Genomic DNA, 18,677 nt, shown 5'->3' with positions numbered 1-18,677 from the left:
ACACCCGTTCCGGACGCGGTCCGTCCGCCGGGAAGCGCACGGCAGCCGCCCGGCAGGGTCGGGCGGCGGCAGGTCGGCCGTCAGCGCGTGGTGTACGGCCCGGAGGCGGTCAGGGGGCCGTCCTCGCGGGGTATGCGGCCCGGGGCCGCCCCGCGCGGCCCCCGGGCCGCCCTGCGGGCCTCGCGGCGATGCCGGCGCGCCGTGCTGCTCGGCTCCGAGAGGACCCCGTACCGCTGGTTCCACGTCTGCCGGGTGATCCACACGTCCAGCACGCCCCACGTGGCCACGATCGTCCCCGCGATCGCGCAGAGCGCCATCGGCAGGGCCAGCCAGGACCCGGTCAGGGTCAGGAAGAACGTGATCGTCGCCTGGATCAGGGTCACCGCCACGATCACCACCGCCCGTACCGCGGACGTCCGTACCGGATCGGGCATCCGGAGCCGGCGGGCCGGCTCCTCCACCCACAGCCCGCGCGCCGCCACGCCCGCGTACGCGCCCGAACCCGTGCCGCCGCCCTCGTCGTTCCTCATGGTCCGCTCACTCCCCACGCCGCGGTCCGCCATGTCCACCCACCACGTCTACCCCCGACGCGGCCCTCGAACTGACAGACGTCCGACGGCGTCGGGAGATTCCCGGATCGCGGAAACCTCCCCGGCCCCGCGAAGATCGCGGAACGAACAATTCCAGCCATCCATCAAGGTGCAGGAACTGACGCCCCACCAAGTGTCATCTGCCACATATCGGGCCGGTGTTGACCGGAAGTGTCGGACAACTGGTGATCTTCGCACAGGGGTCAGGCCGAAAACGTCCGGACACGCCTTCGAACCTGCTCCGGAGCAGTAGTAGGCTCACGCCGTTTAAATGACGGAACACCGACCCCCGGTAACGGGGTTGACCTGGGGGAGGCTGGGGAGGCCATGCGCTTTCGCGGGAAGTCCATCCGCCGGAAGATCGTGGCGTTGCTCCTTGTGCCGCTCGTCTCCCTGACCGCGCTCTGGGGCTTCGCCACGGTCATCACCGGCCGTGAGGCGATCCAACTGTTCGACGTGGCCTACATCATCGACAAGGTCGGCTACCCGATCGAGGACGTGGCCCGCGTCATCCAGAAGGAACGGCGCCAGACCCTCGTCGTCCTCGGCGACCCCCGGGCCGCCACCGCCACGGCCGAACTCACCAAGCGTCGCGCCGAGACCGACCAGGCCGTCGAGGCCATCACCGTCAGCGCCCGCGATCCCAAGGTCATCGACGAGCTGAGCTCGCAGAGCGCCCAGCGCCTGCACTCGATCGTCTCGGCCTTCCAGGGCATCGGCGCCATGCGCCGCTCCGTCGACCAGAACGCCCTGGACCCCACCCAGGCCCTGGAGCTGTACAACCGGCTCGTCGACCCCTGCTACGACTTCCTCATGAACCTCCACGGCCTCGACAACGTGGAGGTCGACAAGGAAGGCCGCGCCCTCGTCGGCATCAGCCGCGCCCGCGAACTGCTCTCCCGCGAGGACGCCGTCGTCGCGTCCGCCCTCGCCGCGCGCAACGTCACCGCACCCGACGTGCGCCACGTCTCCGACTTCGCCGCCAACCGCTCGCTGCTCTACGAGTTCAACCTCGTGACCCTCCCCGCCGACGACCGGGAGCGGTTCGAGCGGTACTGGAACGACCCCGAGACCAAGCCCCTGCGCGACGCCGAGGAGCGCTTCATCGCCGGCGGCGCGGTCAACAAGCCGCGCAGCGTCACCTCAGCCCAGTGGGACGAGGCCTCGGCCAAGGTCCTGGACGACCTGGCGGCCATGAACACCGCCGCCGGTGACCGCTACCAGCAGCGCATCGAGCCCGTCGCCAGGGGCGTCATGATCCAGGCCGCCGCGGCCGGCATCCTCGGCTTCCTCGCCCTGATCGTGTCCCTGATCCTCTCCGTACGCATCGGCCGCGACCTGGTCCGCGACCTGTCCCGGCTGCGCAAGGAGGCCCACGAGGCCTCCGGCGTCCGGCTGCCCAGCGTGATGCGCCGCCTCGCCGCCGGCGAGCCGGTGGACGTGGAGACCGAGGCGCCCCACCTCGAATACGAGAAGGACGAGGTCGGCCAGGTCGGCCAGGCCCTCAACACCCTCCAGCGCGCCGCCGTCGAGGCCGCCGTCAAGCAGGCCGACCTGCGCCGCGGCGTCTCCGAGGTGTTCGTCAACCTGGCCCGCCGCAACCAGGTGCTGCTGCACCGCCAGCTGACGCTCCTCGACACCATGGAACGCCGCACCGAGGACACCGAGGAGCTCGCCGACCTCTTCCGCCTCGACCACATGACCACCCGCATGCGCCGCCACGCCGAGGGCCTGGTGATCCTCTCCGGCGCCGCGCCCTCCCGCCAGTGGCGCAAGCCCGTCCAGCTGATGGACGTCGTACGGGCCGCCGTCGCCGAGGTCGAGGACTACGAGCGCATCGAGGTGCGCCGGCTCACCCGCCTGGGCATCGTCGGCCCCGCCGTCGCCGACATCACCCACCTCATCGCCGAACTCCTCGAGAACGCCACGGTGTTCTCGCCGCCGCACACCGCGGTCCAGGTGCACGGCGAGCGCGTGGCGAACGGTTTCACCCTGGAGATCCACGACCGCGGGCTCGGCATGACCCCGGAGGCGCTGCTCGACGCCAACCTCCGCCTCGCCGAGACCCCCGAGTTCGAACTCTCCGACACCGACCGCCTCGGCCTGTTCGTCGTCAGCCGCCTCGCCCAGCGCCACAGCGTCAAGGTCGTCCTCCAGCCCAGCCCGTACGGGGGCACCACCGCGGTGGTCTTCCTCCCCGTGGCACTGCTCACCGACGCGCCCGAGACCAACGGCAACGGCGTGCGCCTCGACGGCCCCCGCGCGGCCGCCAAGTCCGTACGGGCCGGCGGGCCCGCGCCGGTCGGCCGGACCCCGTCCGAGCGGCCCGTGCCGGTCGCGGTGGAGCGCGCCGCTTCCGGCCGCCCGCTGCCCGTCGCCGAACTGCGCGGCCCGGTCGAGCTGGAGGCCCCGCTCGTGGGCCGCGGCCTGAACGGTCTGGACCCGCTGGACGGCCTCGACGACCCCGCCGCGCTGGACGACACCGCGGCCGGGATCGCCGGCCGCCCCGGCGCCGCCGGCCGCCCCGTCATGGCCACCCTCGACGACGAGACCCCGCCGAACGGCACGCCCCGCAGCGCCCTGCTGGGCCTGCGCCCGGCCGACCGGCCGCACACGGACCGGCACACCGAACGCGGCGGCCCCCGCCCGGGCGACCGCGACCGCGAATCGCTCGCTCCCACCGGCCCCGTCCGGCTGGAGACCCAGCGCGTGGAGGCCTCGCGATCCGACGGCCCCCGCCCCGCGGGCGCCGTACCGCTGCCGCGCCGCCGCCCCGCGCCGACCCTGGTGGCCGAGCACGGCCGCCGGGTGGAGCGTCCGGTGTCGGTGGTCCCGCAGCCCACTCCCGCATCCGCGGCCGGATCCGGTGACACGGACCCCGCACCCGGCCCGGGCACCGGCGGGCTTCCCCGCCGGGTCCGCCAGGCCAGCCTGGCACCCCAGCTCAAGAAGTCCCCGTCCGCCGCACCCGCCGAAGCCGCCACTGACCAGGGGGCCGACCGGGACGCGGAGGACGTACGTACGCGCATGTCCGCACTCCAGCGTGGCTGGACGGCGGGCCGCAACCAGCACGCACCGCAGCAGTCCGAGACCGAGGCAGGCACCTCCGCCGCCGGCGGTCCCGGATACGAGAACGAAGGGGACGGTCGATGACCGCACCGCAGACCGGCAACGACACCAGGGGCCGCGGCTCCGGCCCGCTCAACTGGCTCCTCGACGAGCTCGTCGACCGGGTCGGCTCCATCCGCAAGGCGGTGGTCCTCTCCGGCGACGGCCTGCCCACCGGCAGCTCCAAGGACCTGACCCGTGAGGACAGCGAGCACCTGGCGGCCGTGGCCTCCGGGTTCCACAGCCTGGCCAAGGGCGTGGGCCGGCACTTCGACTCCGGCCGGGTCCGCCAGACCGTGGTCGAACTCGACGAGGCCTTCCTCTTCGTCATGGCCGCGGGCGACGGCAGCTGCCTGGCCGTGCTGGCCGACGCCGACTCCGACGTCGGGCAGGTCGCGTACGAGATGACGCTGATGGTCAAGCGAGTGGGCGACCACCTGGCGACCGCCCCGCGCACCGGGCTGCCAGCCGGAGGGTGAGTCGTACGGCATGAGCGATTCAGGCCAGGACCACTCCACCGACACCGACATCGCCGCCGGCTTCGGCTTCCCCGTCGACCCGTCGGCCGACGGCCCCGACCACGCGCACTGGTTCGACGACGAAGCGGGTCCCGTCGTACGCCCGTACGCCATGACCCGCGGCCGGACCAGCCACGCGGGTCAGCACCGCCTCGACCTGATCGCGCTCGTCGTCGCCGAAGCGGCGGCCGACGATCCGGTCTGGGACATGACCCTCTCCCCGGAACACGCCCACATCCTCGGGCTGTGCCGGGACCGACCTCAGTCGGTCGCCGAACTCGCGGCCGACCTCGACCTCGCGGTCGGGGTCGTACGCGTCCTGATCGGCGACCTGGTCGACGAGGAACTGGTCCACGTGACCAGGCCGGTACCACCGGCCGAACTGCCCGATGAATCCATTCTGCGTGAGGTGATCGATGGCCTTCGGGCGCTTTAGCCGCACCGGTGCCATGCACGCGGTGTCGCCGGTCGAACCGCTGACCTTGAAGATCCTGGTCGCGGGCGGCTTCGGGGTGGGCAAGACCACCCTGGTCAGTGCGGTGAGCGAGATCAGACCGCTGCGCACCGAGGAACGGCTCTCCGAGCCGGGCGTCGGTGTCGACGACACCGGGGGAGTGGAGGGCAAGAGCACCACCACCGTGGCCATGGACTTCGGGCGCATCACGCTCCGCGAGGACCTGGTGCTGTACCTGTTCGGCACGCCCGGGCAGGACCGCTTCTGGTTCCTGTGGGACGAGCTGGCCCAGGGCGCGCTCGGCGCCGTGGTCCTCGCCGACACCCGCCGCCTCGCCGACTGCTTCGCGGCCGTCGACTACTTCGAGCGGCGCGGGATCCCGTTCGTGGTCGCGGTCAACTGCTTCGACGGCGCCGACCGGCACCCCGTGGTGACCGTACGGACGGCACTCGACCTCGACCCCGGGGTACCGGTGCTGCTGTGCGACGCACGCGACCGGGAGTCCGTGAAGGACGTGCTGGTGGGGGTCGTGGAACACGCGATGTCCCTGGCGCGCGAGCGGCGCCGGAGCCTTTCCGCGGGGGCCTGACGGGCGGTGCCCGTACCCGGGCCCGCGCGGTGCCCGTCCGAGGGCCCGGGAGCGGTGCCCGTACGACAGGCTCGACATGGAGGCGACCCGTACCCCCGCCGACTGGGGTACGGGCCGCGGCCCTCACGGGGGGTTCGGGGTCCCGGTCGCGGCGCGGGACTGTGGAGCGAGTGTGAACCTGCCGCCGGGGGCCGTCAAGCGTTCGGACAGCACGAGCTGTTCAGCGCACGGCGACGACGGCCGACCCGTGCCCGAACAGCCCCTGATTGGCGGTGATCCCGGCCCGCGCCCCCGGCACCTGCCGGTCCCCGGCCGTCCCGCGCAACTGCCACGTCAGCTCGCACACCTGCGCGATGGCCTGCGCCGGCACCGCCTCCCCGAAGGAGGCCAGCCCGCCGCTGGTGTTGACCGGGATCCGGCCGCCCAGCGCGGTCGCCCCCTCCCGGACGAGCTTCGCCCCCTCACCCTGCGCGCACAGCCCGATGTCCTCGTACCACTCCAGTTCCAGGGCGGTGGACAGGTCGTACACCTCGGCGAGCGACAGCTCGTCCGGCCCGAGCCCCGCCTCCTCGTACGCGGCACGCGCGATCGAGGACCGGAAAGAGCCGGCCGCCGGATCCACGGCCACCACCGAGTCGGTGGCGATGTCCGGCAGGTCCAGCACCGTCCGCGGATAGCTGGGCGTCACCGTGGACACCGCCCGGATCCGCACCGGATCGGCCACCCCGCGCGAGCGCGCGAACTCCATGCTGCTCAACACCAGCGCCGCACCCCCGTCGGAGGTGGCGCAGATGTCGAGCAGCCGGAGCGGATCGGCGACCACCGCCGAGGCCGCGACCTCCTCCGCGCTCACGCTCTTGCGGTAGCGGGCGTACGGATTGAGCGCCCCGGCCGCCGCGTTCTTCACCTTCACCAGGGCGAAGTCCTCCGGGGTGTCCCCGTGGACGGCCATCCGGCGCCGGGCGTACAGCGCGAAGTACGCCGGGTTGGTGGCGCCCAGCACGCGGAACCGCAGCCAGTCCGGATCGTCCGGCCGCTCGCCGCCCGCCGGCGCGAAGAACCCCTTGGGCGCCGCGTCCGCACCCACCACGAGGACCACGTCGGCCAGGCCCGCCAGGATCTGCGCGCGGGCCGCGCCGATCGCCTGCGCGCCGGAGGCGCAGGCCGCGTACACGCTGGTCACCCGGGCGCCCTGCCAGCCCAGGGCCTGCGCGAAGGTCGCACCGGCCACGTAGCCCGGATACCCGGAGCGCACGGTGTCGGCGCCGACGATGGAGCCCACGTCCGTCCAGTCCAGTCCGGCGTCCGCGAGCGCCGCCCGCGCGGCGGTCCGGCCGTATGCGACGAAGCTGCGGCCCCATTTGCCCCAGGGGTGCATGCCGGCTCCGAGGACGGCGATGTCGGCGGCGCTCATGCGGTCCCTCCCACCGGCTTGAACCGCCAGGTGGTCCAGACGGTCTCGGCGTCCTCGTTCAGCACGCCGCCCACCACCTCGACCTCCGTCCCGACCGCCAGATCGGCGACGCCCACCCCGGGCACCGCCTGCCCCAGCACGACCATCCCCTCGGCCTCCAGCTCCACCGCGACCAGCGTGTACGGCTCCCAGGGGGTGTCCGGGTCGGACACGTAGGGCGCCGGCGGCCGGTAGCGACCGTCGGTGGCGGACCAGACCCGGCCCCGCGGCGACAGCGGCACCTCGGCGAGCTCGCCGCCGCCCGGGCAGTGCGGATTGCGGCAGTACGCGTCCTCGCGCGGGAAGAACACCGCGGTGCAGGCCGAGCACCGGGTGCCGAGCAGCCGGAAGCCGCCGTCCGGACCGTCCTCGGTGAACCACCCGTGCACGACGGGTGTACGTGTGCGTGCCAAGACCCCTCCCAAGACAGACTTCTGACGGATCGTCAGAAGTCTGTCACGGGCTGGCACCCCTGGCACGGGTTCTCGGCGAGCCACTTCCGGGCGATCTCGCCCAGCTCCGCGTCCCGCCCCGCCAGCATCATCCGGATCATCTGCGCGTCCCCGCGCAGCGACCACCCGGGATGGCCGAAGGTCGCCGGGTTGTTCCCCTCGACCAGGAAGTGCGCCGGCCAGGCCGTGCCGTACCCGATCAGGGGGAGCGCGGCGAGGTAGCGCCTGCGGCCGCGCGCCAACCCGTAGGCGGTCACGGCCAGACCGGTGAGCGTGCCGGTGAGGTGGATCCAACGGGTCGCGGCCCGGGAGTGCATCGCGACGTAGTAGGGCCAGAATTCCTCGTACGAGCTGAAAGTCATGCGGGCACGCTACTCAGGGCCGCACGGCGGCGACAGAGACGGGGAAATCGAAATACGTGTCCGGATACGCCTCCGGCTTGTACGTGAAGTGCCACCACTCCTCCGGAAGGTTCACGAACCCTTCCTCGGCCAGCGCCCCCTTCAGCAACCGCCGGTTGGCCCGGGCGGCGCCCGTGATCCGCGGGTCGTCGGTGTGCGAGAGCGGATCGAAGAAGTCGAAGGGCGTCCCCATGCCGACCTCCCGGCCGGAGAGTTCCTCCAGCGTCACGTCCAGGGTGCTCCCGCGGCTGTGCCCGGACCTCTCCGCGATGTACCCCTCCGGAATCAGCCGGCTCCGCTCCACGTGCGGGTAGAACTCCGCCTTCCGCGCCCGGTCCTCCGGGCCGTCCGCCTCCCGCGCCCACCGCACGAACCGGTCCACCGCCCGCTGCGGCCGGTAGCAGTCGTACACCCGCAGCGCGTAGCCGCGCCGCAGCAGCCCCCGCTGCGCGCGCCGCAGCGCCTCGGCGGCGGGCCGGGCCAGCAGGCACACCGGCTCCTCGTACCCGTCCACCACCCCGCCGGTGAAATTCCGCGCACCGGCGTACCGCATGTCCTGCCGGACACTCGGATCCACCTCGCGCAGCGCCACGAACCCGGGCCCGGAACCGGGCCCGGCTTCGGAGGGCGCCGCCGCCCCGCCGGCCAGCACCGCGAGCACACCCACAACAGCCGTCATCCGCATACCCCTTGGCATACCATCGCCGGATGCCGGCACAGCTGAAGGACTCGCACTGCTCCACCTGCGGAGCGCCCTACTCCACCCACGCGTGGCCCCGCACCTGCGACGCCTGCGGGGCGAGCGCCTACCGCAACCCGCTCCCGGTGGCCGTCACCCTCCTGCCCGTCGAGGACGTTGACGGCACCGGCCTCGTGGTCATCACCCGCACGATCGAACCGGCCCTCGGCGGCATCGCCCTGCCCGGCGGCTTCATCGACTTCGGAGAGGACTGGCGCGACGCCGTCGTCCGCGAACTCCGCGAGGAAACCGGCATCACGGCCCCCGCCTCCGAGGTCACCCTGGCCGACGCCCTGAGCTCCCCGGCGGGCCACCTCCTCCTCTTCGGCCTCCTCCCGCCCCGCCCCGCGGCCGACCTCCCCGCCTCGAAGCCGACGGACGAGACCACGGGCTGGCACGTCCTGCGCACGCCGTCCCCGCTGGCCTTCCCCCTCCACACCCAGGCGGCCGCCGCCTGGTTCGCGGGCAAGTACGCCTGAGCCCGACGCGCGACGCGCGACGCCCGACGCGCGACGCCCGATGCCCTGAGCCCGGGGCCCGGGAGCCGGTCCGGCTTTCAGGCCCCGGGCTCGTCGCGGCCCGCAGCGGTGGCGTCAGTGCCAGTTGCCGATCTGCACGTCGCGCGGATGCGGCGCGCCGGAGCCCGTCTCCAGCAGGGACTTCAGGCTCATGAGGAAGATCGCCCACTTGGTGCTGCAGTGGTTCATGAACTCGACCGGTTCGCGCCAGCCCGCGTGCGCGAACCTGACGATCGTCCACTCACCGTCCTGGGCCAGCTCGAAGCGGACCGTCGTTCCGACCCACTCGGCCGGACCGTCGACGACCTCCCACAGCACCCGTGCGTTCGGCTGCAGGTCGAGCACCTTCATGTCGAAGCCGCCGAGGTCGCCGAACCGGAACTCCAGGACCCCGTCGCCGGTACCGCTCGTGTCGGTCGTCCACCACGCGGCCAGCCCCTCGACCGTGGTGAGCGCTTCGTACACCTTCTCCGGGGTCGCGGTGATGCCTACCCGGTGCAGGATGTCCACCATCTCGCTCTCCTCACTTCTCCGTGTCACTTCTCCGCGTCCTTGGCCCGTTGGATCGCTTCGGCGAGGCTCTTGACGCGCCGCAGGCGGGCGTCCCACATCTCGCCGACCGAGTTCAGCTGCGCCACGGCCCGGGCCAGCTGGGCCGCGTCCACCCGGTAGCGCTTCTCCCGTCCCGCCGGCGCGGACCGTACGAGTCCCACCCGGTCGAGCACGGCCAGGTGTTTGGTCACGGCCTGCCGGGTCACCGGCAGGTGCGCACTGAGCGTCGTCGCGGTCCCCTGGCCGTCGGCCAGCAGGAGATCGATCATGCGGCGTCGGGTCGGGTCGCCTATCGCGGACCACAGGTCGTCGTCAACGGCGGTGTTCATCGCCGGGCCGCCAGCCGGTCGGCGGTCGCGACCAGGCGCGGCAGGTAGAAGTCCCAGCCCTGCCGGTGGTCGTCGTAGTGGGCTTCGAGCACGGCTGCCTCCCAGCCCCGTTCGCGGAAGCCGCTCTCGCGGAAGCGGACCGTGGTACCCGTCCCCGCGGGGACGAGCTCGAAGGTCACCAGCAGCGAGTTGCCCGGACCCGCCGCCTCCGTCTCCGTCTCGTCGTAGGTCCACCGGAACGAGAACATCCGTGGCGGGTCGGCCTCGACGACCGTGAACGGTGCGGACTGGCGCCGTCCGGTGTCCTGATCCGTCCACGTGAGACGGGCGGTCGCACCGGCGGCCGGCTCGAACGCGGTGGTCTCGGCGCTCCACCACTCCCGGATGTGCTCGGGGCTGCTGAGCACCTCGAACACCACCTCGGGCGAGGCGTCGACGTGCAGCTCGCGCTCGATGCTCCCGTACTCCATGGCCGTCTCCCTCTTTCGCAACCATCGGTTGCATATCAAGCTAGTCCGCCTCCGACGGAAATGCAACCGATGGTTGCGTATCGACCGGGGCGGCCTCACCGCCCGGACCGGTACGCCTACAGGCCCCGCAGGGTGACCCCCTCCACCCGGTTCCCCGCCTCGTCCTCCACCACCACCGCGTCCCCCGCCCACCGCACGGTGTACCGCTCGACCGCGCCCGCCTCGAACCCCGGCCCCGGATCCCGGATCACCACCCCGCCACCCGTGCGCCCCCGCGCCGGCGCCCAGGCCTCCAAGGCCACCCCGTTACCGTCACCCCCGGCGGAGCGGACCGGCAGCAGCGACCCCGCCCGGGCCAGCACCGGGATCCGCCCCTGCGGGGCGTCCAGCAGGATCTGTCCCGGGCCCTCGTACGCCGCTCCGGTGGCCGTGTCGTACCAGCGGCCCCGTGGCAGCCGTACCGCCCGCCGGTCCGCCCCGCACTCCAGCACCGGGGCGACCAGCAGCGCGTCGCCCAGCAGGAACGCGTCCTCGCAGTCCCGCAGCCGCCGGTCCTCCGTCGCCCCCCACCACAGCGGCCGTACGTACGGGGCGCCCGTCCGCCGGGCCAGGTGCGCCAGCGTCACGAAGTACGGCCGCAGCCGCTCCCGCTCCGCCATCACCTCCGCCGCCTGCCGCTCCACCTCGGGCCCGAACTCCCACGGCTCCCGCCGCCCCGCCCAGAGCGCCGAGTGGGTGCGGAACAGCGGTAGGTACGAACCCAGTTGCAGCCACCGCACGTACAACTCCGGCGACGGCGAACCGCCGAAGCCGCCCACGTCCGGGCCCGAGTACGGCACCCCGCACAGGCCGAGCCCCAACACCAGGGCCAGCGAGGCCCGCAGCCCCTCCCAGCTGGTCTCCACATCGCCCGACCAGCTGCCCCCGTACCGCTGCATGCCGGCCCAGCCCGACCGGGAGAACAGGAAGGGCCGCTCGGCCGGCCGCAGCCGCACCAGCCCCTCCCACCCGGCCCGCGCCATCCCCAGCGCGTACACGTTGTGCCCCTCGCGGTGGTCCCCGCCGGCCCCGTCCATCGCGTGCCGCGCCGACCGCGGCAGCGTCGCGTCGCCGAAGGGCGCGAACGACACCGGCTCGTTCATGTCGTGCCAGAAACCGGCGAAGCCCTGCGCGAGCCGTTCCTCGTACAGGCCGCCCCACCACTCCCGTACCGCCGGATCCGTGAAGTCCGGGTACGCGCACTCGCCCGGCCACACCTCGCCGCGCACCTCCACGCCCCCCGCGTCCCGCACGAACGCCCCCTGCGCCCCCACCGCGAGCCCCGACGCGTGCACCGGGTCCCCCGCCTTCACCGCCGGATCCACGATCGAGACCAGCCGCACCTCCTGATCCCGCAACTCCCGCGCCAGACCCGGCAGATCGGGGAAGGCCTCCTCGTCCACCGTGAACACCCGGTGACCGTCGTAGTGGTCGATGTCCAGGTGTACGGCCGACAGCGCGAGCCCGCGCGACGCGTACCCCTCGACCACCCGCCGCACCTCCGCCGCGCTCCCGAAGCCCCACCGCGCGTGCTGGTACCCCAGCGCCCACTCCGGCGGCACCGCGGCCGCGCCCGTCAGCCCCGACCAGCCCTGCAGCACCCGCGCCGGCGTCCCCACCAGCACCCAGCACCGCAGCGGCCCGCCCTCCATGCGCAGTTCGCTCGCCCCGGGGCGGTCCGCGCCCGAACCCGCGCCCTCCTCGCCCTCCCGCAGCACCACCCGCCCGTCCCAGGAGTTGTCGTGGAACACCAGGTGCGTGCCCGCGTCCGCGACCACCATCTGCACCGGCATCGTGAGGTACAGCGGATCGGTGCCCGGCCCGAAGCCGCCCTTCGGGTCCGTGTTCCACAGCCGGTACGCCCCGTCCCGCAGCCGCGGCCCGGCGGCCCGCCCGCCCAGCCCGAAGAACCGTGCGTCGGCCGCCACCTCGCTGCGCTGCACCCACCGCCCCCGGCCCGCACCGACCGCACCGCCCCCGGCCCGGCCTCCACCGGAGGACGCCCCGGGCCCCCCGGCCCCGGCCGGATCCCCCGAAGGATCCGTCCCGGCCGGGCCCGAGCCGGCCCCCACGGCGGCCTCCCCGGCGAGGGGGACCGGCTCCCACCACCGCGGCGGCGCCTCCCGCCGCAGCACCGTCCCGCCCGGGGTGCGCACCTCCACCGCCCCGTGCCGGGACACCGCCACCGTCACCCGCTCCGACACCACCCGCCAGCCGCCCCCGGTGTCCGGCTCCAGCACCGCCCGCGGATCCGGTTCCGGCCCGTCGCCCACCACCGCGTACGACGGGGTCGGTCCGGCCCCGTCCCAGCCCCAGAACACCGCGCCGCCCACCGTGACCCGTACCAGCAGCTCCGAGCGCGCGAACCGCAGCACACCCCCGCCCGGGCGGGGCTCCGTACCGGTCAGCAGCCCCGGCACGCGCGCCCGCTCCGCGCCCCGGCGCGGGAGCCCCACCGCATCCGCGCGCCGATGGCGCCACGCCGCGCGCCAGGCGCGCCGACCGCGCTCCGAACCGATGTCCTTCACCGCACGCACCAGATCACGACCGTCCATGGAGATCACCCTGCCACCGGCCCCCGGCCGAAGGGGCGGCGTTCAACTGTCGTTCACCCGCGGGACGACCGCCCGCGACCAGCGGCGGCCCACACACCGCCGACCCCGTGAGCGGCGATGACGACTCTGGTGCGGATGTCGATCACATGGCATCGTCCCTGTGAGCCGTCGCGCGGACACCCACCGGACGATGGCACCGTACGCACACGAAGCGCGAGCCGCAGACTTGACCGGGAGCCGACCCATGACCTCAGCCACGCAGCCGGAACCCCTCTGGGCGCCGGGCCCCGACCGGATCGCCGCGACCCGCATCACCGCTTTCCAGGCCTGGGCCGCGACCCGCTTCGGAGCCCCCGCCGACGGCGGCTACCCGGCCCTGCACCGCTGGTCCGTCGACGAGCTCGACATCTTCTGGCAGGCCGTCGCCGAGTGGTTCGACGTCCGCTTCACCACCCCCTACGAGTCCGTCCTCGCCGACCGCTCCATGCCCGGCGCCCGCTGGTTCTCCGGCGCCACCCTCAACTACGCCGAGCACGCCCTGCGCGCCGCCGAGGACCCGGCCCGCGCCGACGACCCGGCCCTGCTGTACGTGGACGAGACCCACGAGGTCACCCCGGTCACCTGGTCCGCGCTCCGCCGCCAGGTCGGCTCGCTCGCCGCCGAACTGCGCGCCCTCGGCGTACGCCCCGGCGACCGCGTCAGCGGCTACCTCCCCAACATCCCCGAGGCCACCGTCGCCCTCCTCGCCACCGCCGCCGTCGGCGGCGTCTGGACCTCCTGCGCCCCCGACTTCGGCGCCCGCAGCGTCCTCGACCGCTTCCAGCAGGTCGAGCCGGTCGTCCTGTTCACCGTCGACGGCTACCGCTACGGCGGCAAGGAGCACGACCGCCGCGACACCGTCGCCGAACTGCGCGCCGAGCTCCCCTCCCTGCGCGCCGTCGTCCACATCCCGCTCCTCGGCACGCCGGCCCCCGACGGCGCCCTCGACTGGTCCGCCCTCACCGCCGCGGACACGGAGCCCGTCTTCGAGGCGGTCCCCTTCGACCACCCCCTCTGGGTCCTCTACTCCTCCGGTACGACGGGCCTGCCCAAGGCCATCGTCCAGTCCCAGGGCGGCATCCTCCTCGAACACCTCAAGCAGCTCGGCCTGCACTGCGACCTCGGGCCCGAGGACCGGTTCTTCTGGTACACCTCCACCGGCTGGATGATGTGGAACTTCCTCGTCTCCGGCCTGCTCACCGGTACGACGGTCGTCCTCTACGACGGCAGCCCCGGCTACCCCGACACGGGCGCCCAGTGGCGCATCGCCGAGCGGACGGGGGCCACCCTCTACGGCACCTCCGCCGCCTACGTCATGGCCTGCCGCAAGGCCGAGGTCCACCCGGCGCGCGACTTCGACCTCTCCGCCGTGAAGTGCGTGGCCACCACCGGGTCCCCGCTCCCGCCCGACGGCTTCCGCTGGCTCCACGACGAGGTCGCGGAGGACCTCTGGATCGCCTCCGTCAGCGGCGGCACCGACGTCTGCAGCTGCTTCGCCGGCGCGGTGCCCACCCTCCCCGTCCACATCGGCGAGCTCCAGGCCGCCTGCCTCGGCACCGACCTGCAGTCCTGGGACCCGTCCGGCAAGCCCGTCGTCGGCGAGGTCGGCGAGCTCGTCGTCACCAATCCCATGCCGTCCATGCCGATCCACTTCTGGAACGACCCCGACGGCAGCCGCTACCGCGACAGCTACTTCGAGATGTTCCCGGGGGTCTGGCGCCACGGCGACTGGATCACGATCACCGACCACGGCTCGGTGATCATCCACGGCCGCTCCGACTCCACCCTCAACCGCCAGGGCGTCCGGATGGGCTCCGCCGACATCTACGAGGCCGTCGAGCGGCTCCCCGAGATCAAGGAGTCCCTGGTCATCGGCCTGGAGGAGCCGAACGGCGGCTACTGGATGCCGCTCTTCGTCCACCTCGCCCCCGGCGCCACCCTCGACGACGACTTGCGCGCCCGGATCAAGGCGACGATCCGCGAGGAACTCTCCCCGCGCCACGTCCCCGACGAGATCATCGAGGTCCCGGGCATCCCGCACACCCTCACGGGCAAGCGCATCGAGGTGCCGGTCAAGCGCCTGCTCCAGGGCGCGCCGCTGGCCAAGGCGGTCAACCCGGGCTCCGTCGACAACCTCGACCTCCTCCACTTCTACGAGGAGCTCGCCCGCACCCGCGGCTGAGGCGACCGTCACTGTCAGTGGTGATGATTACTCTGAGTGAGCAGAAGTCCGCATCATTCAGGGGGAGCCATGCCACCGCGCAAGAACGACCACGACACGGACAGGCGCCGCACGCTGCGCCGCGAGGTTCCCAGCACCCTCGGCCTGCTGGCCGACGCCGGGGACTTCGCGGCCATGTGCGGCTACCGCAGCTTCACGTTCGACCACCCCGCCGACTACGCCGAGTACCTCCGCCACGTCGACGGTCTGCTCCGGTCCCTCGCGGCCCGGGGCATCCACACCACCGTCGCCCTCTTCGACCCCGACGCCTACGCCGAATACTGTCGGGAGCACGGCCTCGACCCCGACACGGCCGAGACCCGTACCCGCTTCACGGCGGAACTGGCCGGCGGCAGCGCCGCCCTGCCCTACACCGGTCAGCCGGTCGACGAGATCGTCCCGCTCCTCGTCGACGAGGCGGTCCGCCAGGCCACCTGGGAGTACGCCACCACCCTCCTCGCCGGAATCGGCCGCTGCGCGGACTGCGGCGAGGACATCGGCCACGCCTCCTTCGACCGCGCCACCGACGCCCTCAAACGCCTCGTGGCCGGCGCCGGACCCGGCCACCACCACTTCGTCTGCAGCATCCCGACCGAGGCCGAACAACTCGTGGCCGTCCTCCACGCCGACACCACCGGGGATCCGGACACCCCACCGCGCATCGAGGGCCGCGAAAGCCTCGACTTCGTGACCGTCCTCGCCGCCGGGCTCGCCCAGGGCGGACCCGGGGGACTCGTCGTGCGGAGCACCACCGAAGGCCACCGCGACCGGGTCCACGGCTGGCGCCTGGACCGCGGCCGCCTCACCGCACTCTCGGCCGCGGCCGTCTTCAACGCCTACTGCACCGACGCCGACACGGGGGAGCCCGTCGCCCCCGAACCAGGAGTCGAATACTGCCCCGGCTACGAGGTGGACGCCCCGGGCCCGCACCACTGAACGACCGAGGGGCCCTCGCCACCGGCGAAGGCCCCTCGATCCACACCCACCCTCCGGCTACTCGCCGGACAGCACCGCCTGCGCGGCCAGGCGCGCCTCCTCGGCGCTGTCGGCCGCCCGGGCGGCCGCCGCGGCACGCTCGCACTGGGCGAGCGTGTACTTGGCGAGCGTCGCCCGCACATAGGGAATCGACGCCGCACCCATCGAAAGGGAGGTGACACCCAGACCCGTCAGCACACAGGCCAGCAGCGGATCCGCGGCGGCCTCACCGCAGACACCGCAGCTCTTGCCCTCGGCCCTGGCGGCCTCGGCCGACATGGAGATGAGGTCGAGCAGCGCCGGCTGCCACGGGTCCTGCAGCCGCGACACCGCTCCGACCTGACGGTCGGCGGCGAAGGCGTACTGCGCGAGGTCGTTCGTGCCCAGCGACAGGAACTCGACCTCCTGCAGGATCGAGCGCGCCCGGAGCGCGGCGGAGGGGATCTCCACCATCGCGCCGAACTTCGCCTTGAGGCCCGCCTCCCGACAGGCGTCCGCGAAGGCCTTGGCGTCGGTGCGGTCCGCGACCATCGGGGCCATGACCTCGAGGTAGACGGGCAGCCCCTCGGCCGCCTTGGCCAGCGCGGTGAGCTGCGTACGCAGCACGTCCGGGTGGTCGAGCAGCGAGCGCAGCCCACGGACGCCCAGCGCCGGGTTCGGCTCGTCGGCCGGGGTCAGGAAGTCCAGCGGCTTGTCGGCACCGGCGTCCAGCACCCGTACGACGACACGGCCCTCGGGGAACGCCTCGAGCACCTTGCGGTAGGACTCGATCTGCTTCTCCTCGGACGGCGCCTTCTTGCTGTCGTCCAGGAAGAGGAACTCGGTGCGGAACAGACCCACACCCTCCGCGCCCGCCTCGACGGCCGCCGGCACGTCGGCGGGACCGCCGACATTGGCCAGCAGCGGCACCTTGTGACCATCGGACGTCGCACCCGGGCCCGACGACGCGGCAAGCGCCGCCTTGCGCTCGGCCGCCGCAGCCGCCAGCTCGGCCTTCTTCTCGGAGGTGGGCTCGACGAACAGGTCACCGGTGCTGCCGTCGACGGCGATGACCGTGCCCTCGGCGATCTCCCCGGCACCCGGCAGCGCCACGATCGCCGGCACGCCCAGCGCCCGCGCGAGGATCGCGCTGTGACTGGTCGGCCCGCCCTCCTCGGTCACGAAACCGAGGACGAGCGTCGGGTCCAGCAGCGCCGTGTCGGCCGGAGCCAGGTCCCGCGCGATCAGCACGTACGGCTCGTCGCTGTCGGGCACACCCGGCATCGGCACACCCAGCAGCCGCGCCACGATGCGGTTCCGTACGTCGTCCAGGTCGGCCACCCGGCCCGCCATGTACTCGCCGGCCCCCGCGAGCAGGTCGCGGTAGGAGGCGAAGGCGTCGTACACGCCCCGCTCGGCGGTGCTGCCGACGGCGATCCGCCGGTCGACGTCCGCCATCAGCTCGGGGTCCTCGGCGATCATCGCCTGGGCCTCGAGCACGTGCTGGGCCTCGCCACCGGCCAGCTGGCCACGCGCGATCAGATCGGCCGCCACGGCACTCACCGCCTGACGGGCGCGCCCCTGCTCGCGCTCCGCCTCGTCCGCGGTGATCTGCTTGGCCGGCGGTTCGAGAACAGCCGTGCCCATGTGCCGCACCTCGCCGATCGCCACCCCGTGGCTCACGCCGACGCCTCGCAGCGTTGTCTCCATTTCACCCGTCTCCGATTGAGCGGCGGACCGAGCCGCCGCGGTGGATGTCCGACTCACTCGCCCGTTCCGGGCGAAAGGTCACTGCCAGCTGAAGAGAGCGTCGTCAGCCTTCACGTCGCCCGAGTCGACGACGTCGGAGAGGGATTCGGCCGTCGCCTCCAGTGCCACGACGGGGCAAATGGGCGACTTGCCGGCGGCCTCGACGGCAGCGGGGTTCCAGCGGATGACGGCCTGGCCGCGGGTCACGGTGTCGCCCTTGTTGACGAGCAGCTCGAAGCCCTCGCCGTTGAGCTGGACCGTGTCGATGCCGAGGTGCGTGAGTACACCGTGGCCCTCACCGTCGACCACGACGTACGCGTGCGGGTGCAGGGAGACGACCACGCCGTCGACGGGGGCCACCGCCTCGGAGGGCTCGCGCACGGGATCGATGGCGGTGCCCGGTCCCACCATGGCGCCGGAGAACACCGGATCCGGCACTGCCGCGAGTCCGATGGCGATCCCGGCAAGTGGGGACGTCACGCTGGTCATGGGGGCCTCCCAGGGGTGGGGCTCATCGTGTCGCCGTCACTGCCTGTTGCGAACGGCGTACTCTTCTGAAGGATATGTCACTTGATGTTCGGGTTCGCCCGATGTTGGTCCCGATCCGGGCTGTCCCTTCGGCACGGAGACTAGTGGACTAGACCGGTGGACTAGACCATACGCCTGAATCGATTTGCTTGGGCACCATGGGGGATGTACTGTCGTGACTCCCGCCAGGACGCCTCGTGTGAACTTCTCGCGAACGGCAGATGGACGGGACTCCTCACTCTTCATCAACGATCTTGAACTCCCTGCTGCCTTTTCGTATGCCTATTCGGTAATACGGCGAGTGGTCAAGGGGTCGGGAAATCGCTGATAGAGTCGGAATCGCCGGAAAGGGAAAGCGCGAAAGCGCCGGAACCGGAAAGCACCGAGGAAGTCGGACACGAAAGAGTCTGATAGAGTCG

Annotated in this window: 18 protein-coding genes; 7 read left to right on the top strand and 11 right to left on the bottom strand. The window is 72.9% G+C overall.

Annotated features, from left to right (window positions below):
• Window positions 1-80: 80 nt before the first annotated feature.
• On the bottom strand, window positions 81-530 hold the full coding sequence (locus ACFYP3_RS28250) for a hypothetical protein (RefSeq protein WP_388838234.1): 450 nt from the start codon (window positions 528-530) through the stop codon (window positions 81-83).
• A gap of 387 nt (window positions 531-917) precedes the next feature.
• On the opposite strand from ACFYP3_RS28250, the gene ACFYP3_RS28245 reads away from it, so the two are divergent.
• The 4 genes from ACFYP3_RS28245 to ACFYP3_RS28230 are packed head-to-tail and all read left to right on the top strand — an operon-like array spanning window position 918 to window position 5,259.
• Window positions 918-3,743, top strand: a complete 2,826-nt coding sequence (locus tag ACFYP3_RS28245; RefSeq protein WP_388838231.1) for a nitrate- and nitrite sensing domain-containing protein — start codon at window positions 918-920, stop codon at window positions 3,741-3,743.
• Window positions 3,740-4,177 (top strand): roadblock/LC7 domain-containing protein, encoded by a 438-nt coding sequence (locus ACFYP3_RS28240; RefSeq protein ID WP_030016314.1) that lies wholly within the window; start codon window positions 3,740-3,742, stop codon window positions 4,175-4,177. Before ACFYP3_RS28245 ends, ACFYP3_RS28240 begins: the two co-directional genes overlap by 4 nt.
• Window positions 4,178-4,187: 10 nt before the next feature.
• Window positions 4,188-4,652: a DUF742 domain-containing protein gene (locus ACFYP3_RS28235; RefSeq protein WP_388838228.1), complete on the top strand. Its 465-nt coding sequence runs from the start codon at window positions 4,188-4,190 to the stop codon at window positions 4,650-4,652.
• On the top strand, window positions 4,633-5,259 hold the full coding sequence (locus tag ACFYP3_RS28230; protein WP_030706636.1) for an ATP/GTP-binding protein: 627 nt from the start codon (window positions 4,633-4,635) through the stop codon (window positions 5,257-5,259). Before ACFYP3_RS28235 ends, ACFYP3_RS28230 begins: the two co-directional genes overlap by 20 nt.
• A 220-nt stretch (window positions 5,260-5,479) precedes the next feature.
• Here ACFYP3_RS28230 and ACFYP3_RS28225 read toward each other — a convergent pair whose 3' ends face one another.
• From ACFYP3_RS28225 to ACFYP3_RS28210, 4 genes are read right to left on the bottom strand one after another with little or no spacing between them, the layout of a single operon-like run.
• Window positions 5,480-6,673, bottom strand: a complete 1,194-nt coding sequence (locus ACFYP3_RS28225) for a lipid-transfer protein (RefSeq protein WP_388838224.1) — start codon at window positions 6,671-6,673, stop codon at window positions 5,480-5,482.
• Window positions 6,670-7,125 carry a Zn-ribbon domain-containing OB-fold protein gene (locus ACFYP3_RS28220; protein WP_388838221.1) on the bottom strand — a complete coding sequence of 152 codons (456 nt, stop codon included), beginning with the start codon at window positions 7,123-7,125 and terminating at the stop codon, window positions 6,670-6,672. Before ACFYP3_RS28220 ends, ACFYP3_RS28225 begins: the two co-directional genes overlap by 4 nt.
• Window positions 7,126-7,157: 32 nt before the next feature.
• Entirely contained in the window at window positions 7,158-7,526 is a 369-nt protein-coding gene (locus ACFYP3_RS28215) for an Mpo1-like protein (protein ID WP_388838218.1), read from the bottom strand.
• 13 nt (window positions 7,527-7,539) lie between these two features.
• Window positions 7,540-8,244 (bottom strand): M15 family metallopeptidase, encoded by a 705-nt coding sequence (locus tag ACFYP3_RS28210; RefSeq protein ID WP_388838215.1) that lies wholly within the window; start codon window positions 8,242-8,244, stop codon window positions 7,540-7,542.
• 29 nt (window positions 8,245-8,273) lie between these two features.
• On the opposite strand from ACFYP3_RS28210, the gene ACFYP3_RS28205 reads away from it, so the two are divergent.
• Window positions 8,274-8,783, top strand: coding sequence for an NUDIX domain-containing protein (locus tag ACFYP3_RS28205; RefSeq protein ID WP_388838212.1), 510 nt, complete (start codon window positions 8,274-8,276; stop codon window positions 8,781-8,783).
• 114 nt (window positions 8,784-8,897) lie between these two features.
• On the opposite strand, the gene ACFYP3_RS28200 is transcribed toward ACFYP3_RS28205, so the two are convergent.
• From ACFYP3_RS28200 to ACFYP3_RS28185, 4 genes are all read right to left on the bottom strand, one after another.
• On the bottom strand, window positions 8,898-9,362 hold the full coding sequence (locus ACFYP3_RS28200; RefSeq protein WP_388838209.1) for an SRPBCC domain-containing protein: 465 nt from the start codon (window positions 9,360-9,362) through the stop codon (window positions 8,898-8,900).
• Window positions 9,359-9,703, bottom strand: a complete 345-nt coding sequence (locus ACFYP3_RS28195) for an ArsR/SmtB family transcription factor (RefSeq protein ID WP_388838206.1) — start codon at window positions 9,701-9,703, stop codon at window positions 9,359-9,361. The genes ACFYP3_RS28200 and ACFYP3_RS28195 overlap by 4 nt, the downstream gene beginning before the upstream one ends.
• The gene (locus ACFYP3_RS28190) at window positions 9,700-10,173 is read right to left on the bottom strand and encodes an SRPBCC domain-containing protein (RefSeq protein ID WP_388838203.1); all 474 of its coding nucleotides are present in this window, start codon (window positions 10,171-10,173) and stop codon (window positions 9,700-9,702) included. The genes ACFYP3_RS28195 and ACFYP3_RS28190 overlap by 4 nt, the downstream gene beginning before the upstream one ends.
• A gap of 116 nt (window positions 10,174-10,289) precedes the next feature.
• Window positions 10,290-12,767, bottom strand: coding sequence for a glycoside hydrolase family 31 protein (locus tag ACFYP3_RS28185; protein ID WP_388838200.1), 2,478 nt, complete (start codon window positions 12,765-12,767; stop codon window positions 10,290-10,292).
• Window positions 12,768-13,011: 244 nt separating this feature from the next.
• Here ACFYP3_RS28185 and ACFYP3_RS28180 point away from each other — a divergent pair, with 244 nt between their 5' ends.
• Entirely contained in the window at window positions 13,012-14,988 is a 1,977-nt protein-coding gene (locus ACFYP3_RS28180) for an acetoacetate--CoA ligase (RefSeq protein WP_388838197.1), read from the top strand.
• Window positions 14,989-15,057: 69 nt separating this feature from the next.
• Entirely contained in the window at window positions 15,058-15,963 is a 906-nt protein-coding gene (locus tag ACFYP3_RS28175) for a hypothetical protein (RefSeq protein WP_388838194.1), read from the top strand.
• 57 nt (window positions 15,964-16,020) lie between these two features.
• Here the strand turns inward: ACFYP3_RS28175 and ptsP are convergent, their stop codons facing one another.
• Both ptsP and ACFYP3_RS28165 read right to left on the bottom strand, forming a co-directional pair.
• A complete protein-coding gene (gene ptsP, locus ACFYP3_RS28170; protein WP_388838191.1) occupies window positions 16,021-17,691 on the bottom strand; it encodes a phosphoenolpyruvate--protein phosphotransferase in 1,671 nt (556 codons plus the stop codon).
• Window positions 17,692-17,769: 78 nt separating this feature from the next.
• Complete coding sequence (locus ACFYP3_RS28165; protein WP_030706660.1) at window positions 17,770-18,219, bottom strand: PTS glucose transporter subunit IIA; 450 nt, start codon at window positions 18,217-18,219, stop codon at window positions 17,770-17,772.
• Window positions 18,220-18,677: the final 458 nt, after the last annotated feature.

It is taken from the genome of Streptomyces sp. NPDC005533 (genome assembly GCF_042871845.1).
Lineage (GTDB): Bacteria > Actinomycetota > Actinomycetes > Streptomycetales > Streptomycetaceae > Streptomyces.
Note: the sequence above shows the minus strand (reverse complement) of the source record. Positions and strands in the feature narration are given on the sequence as shown.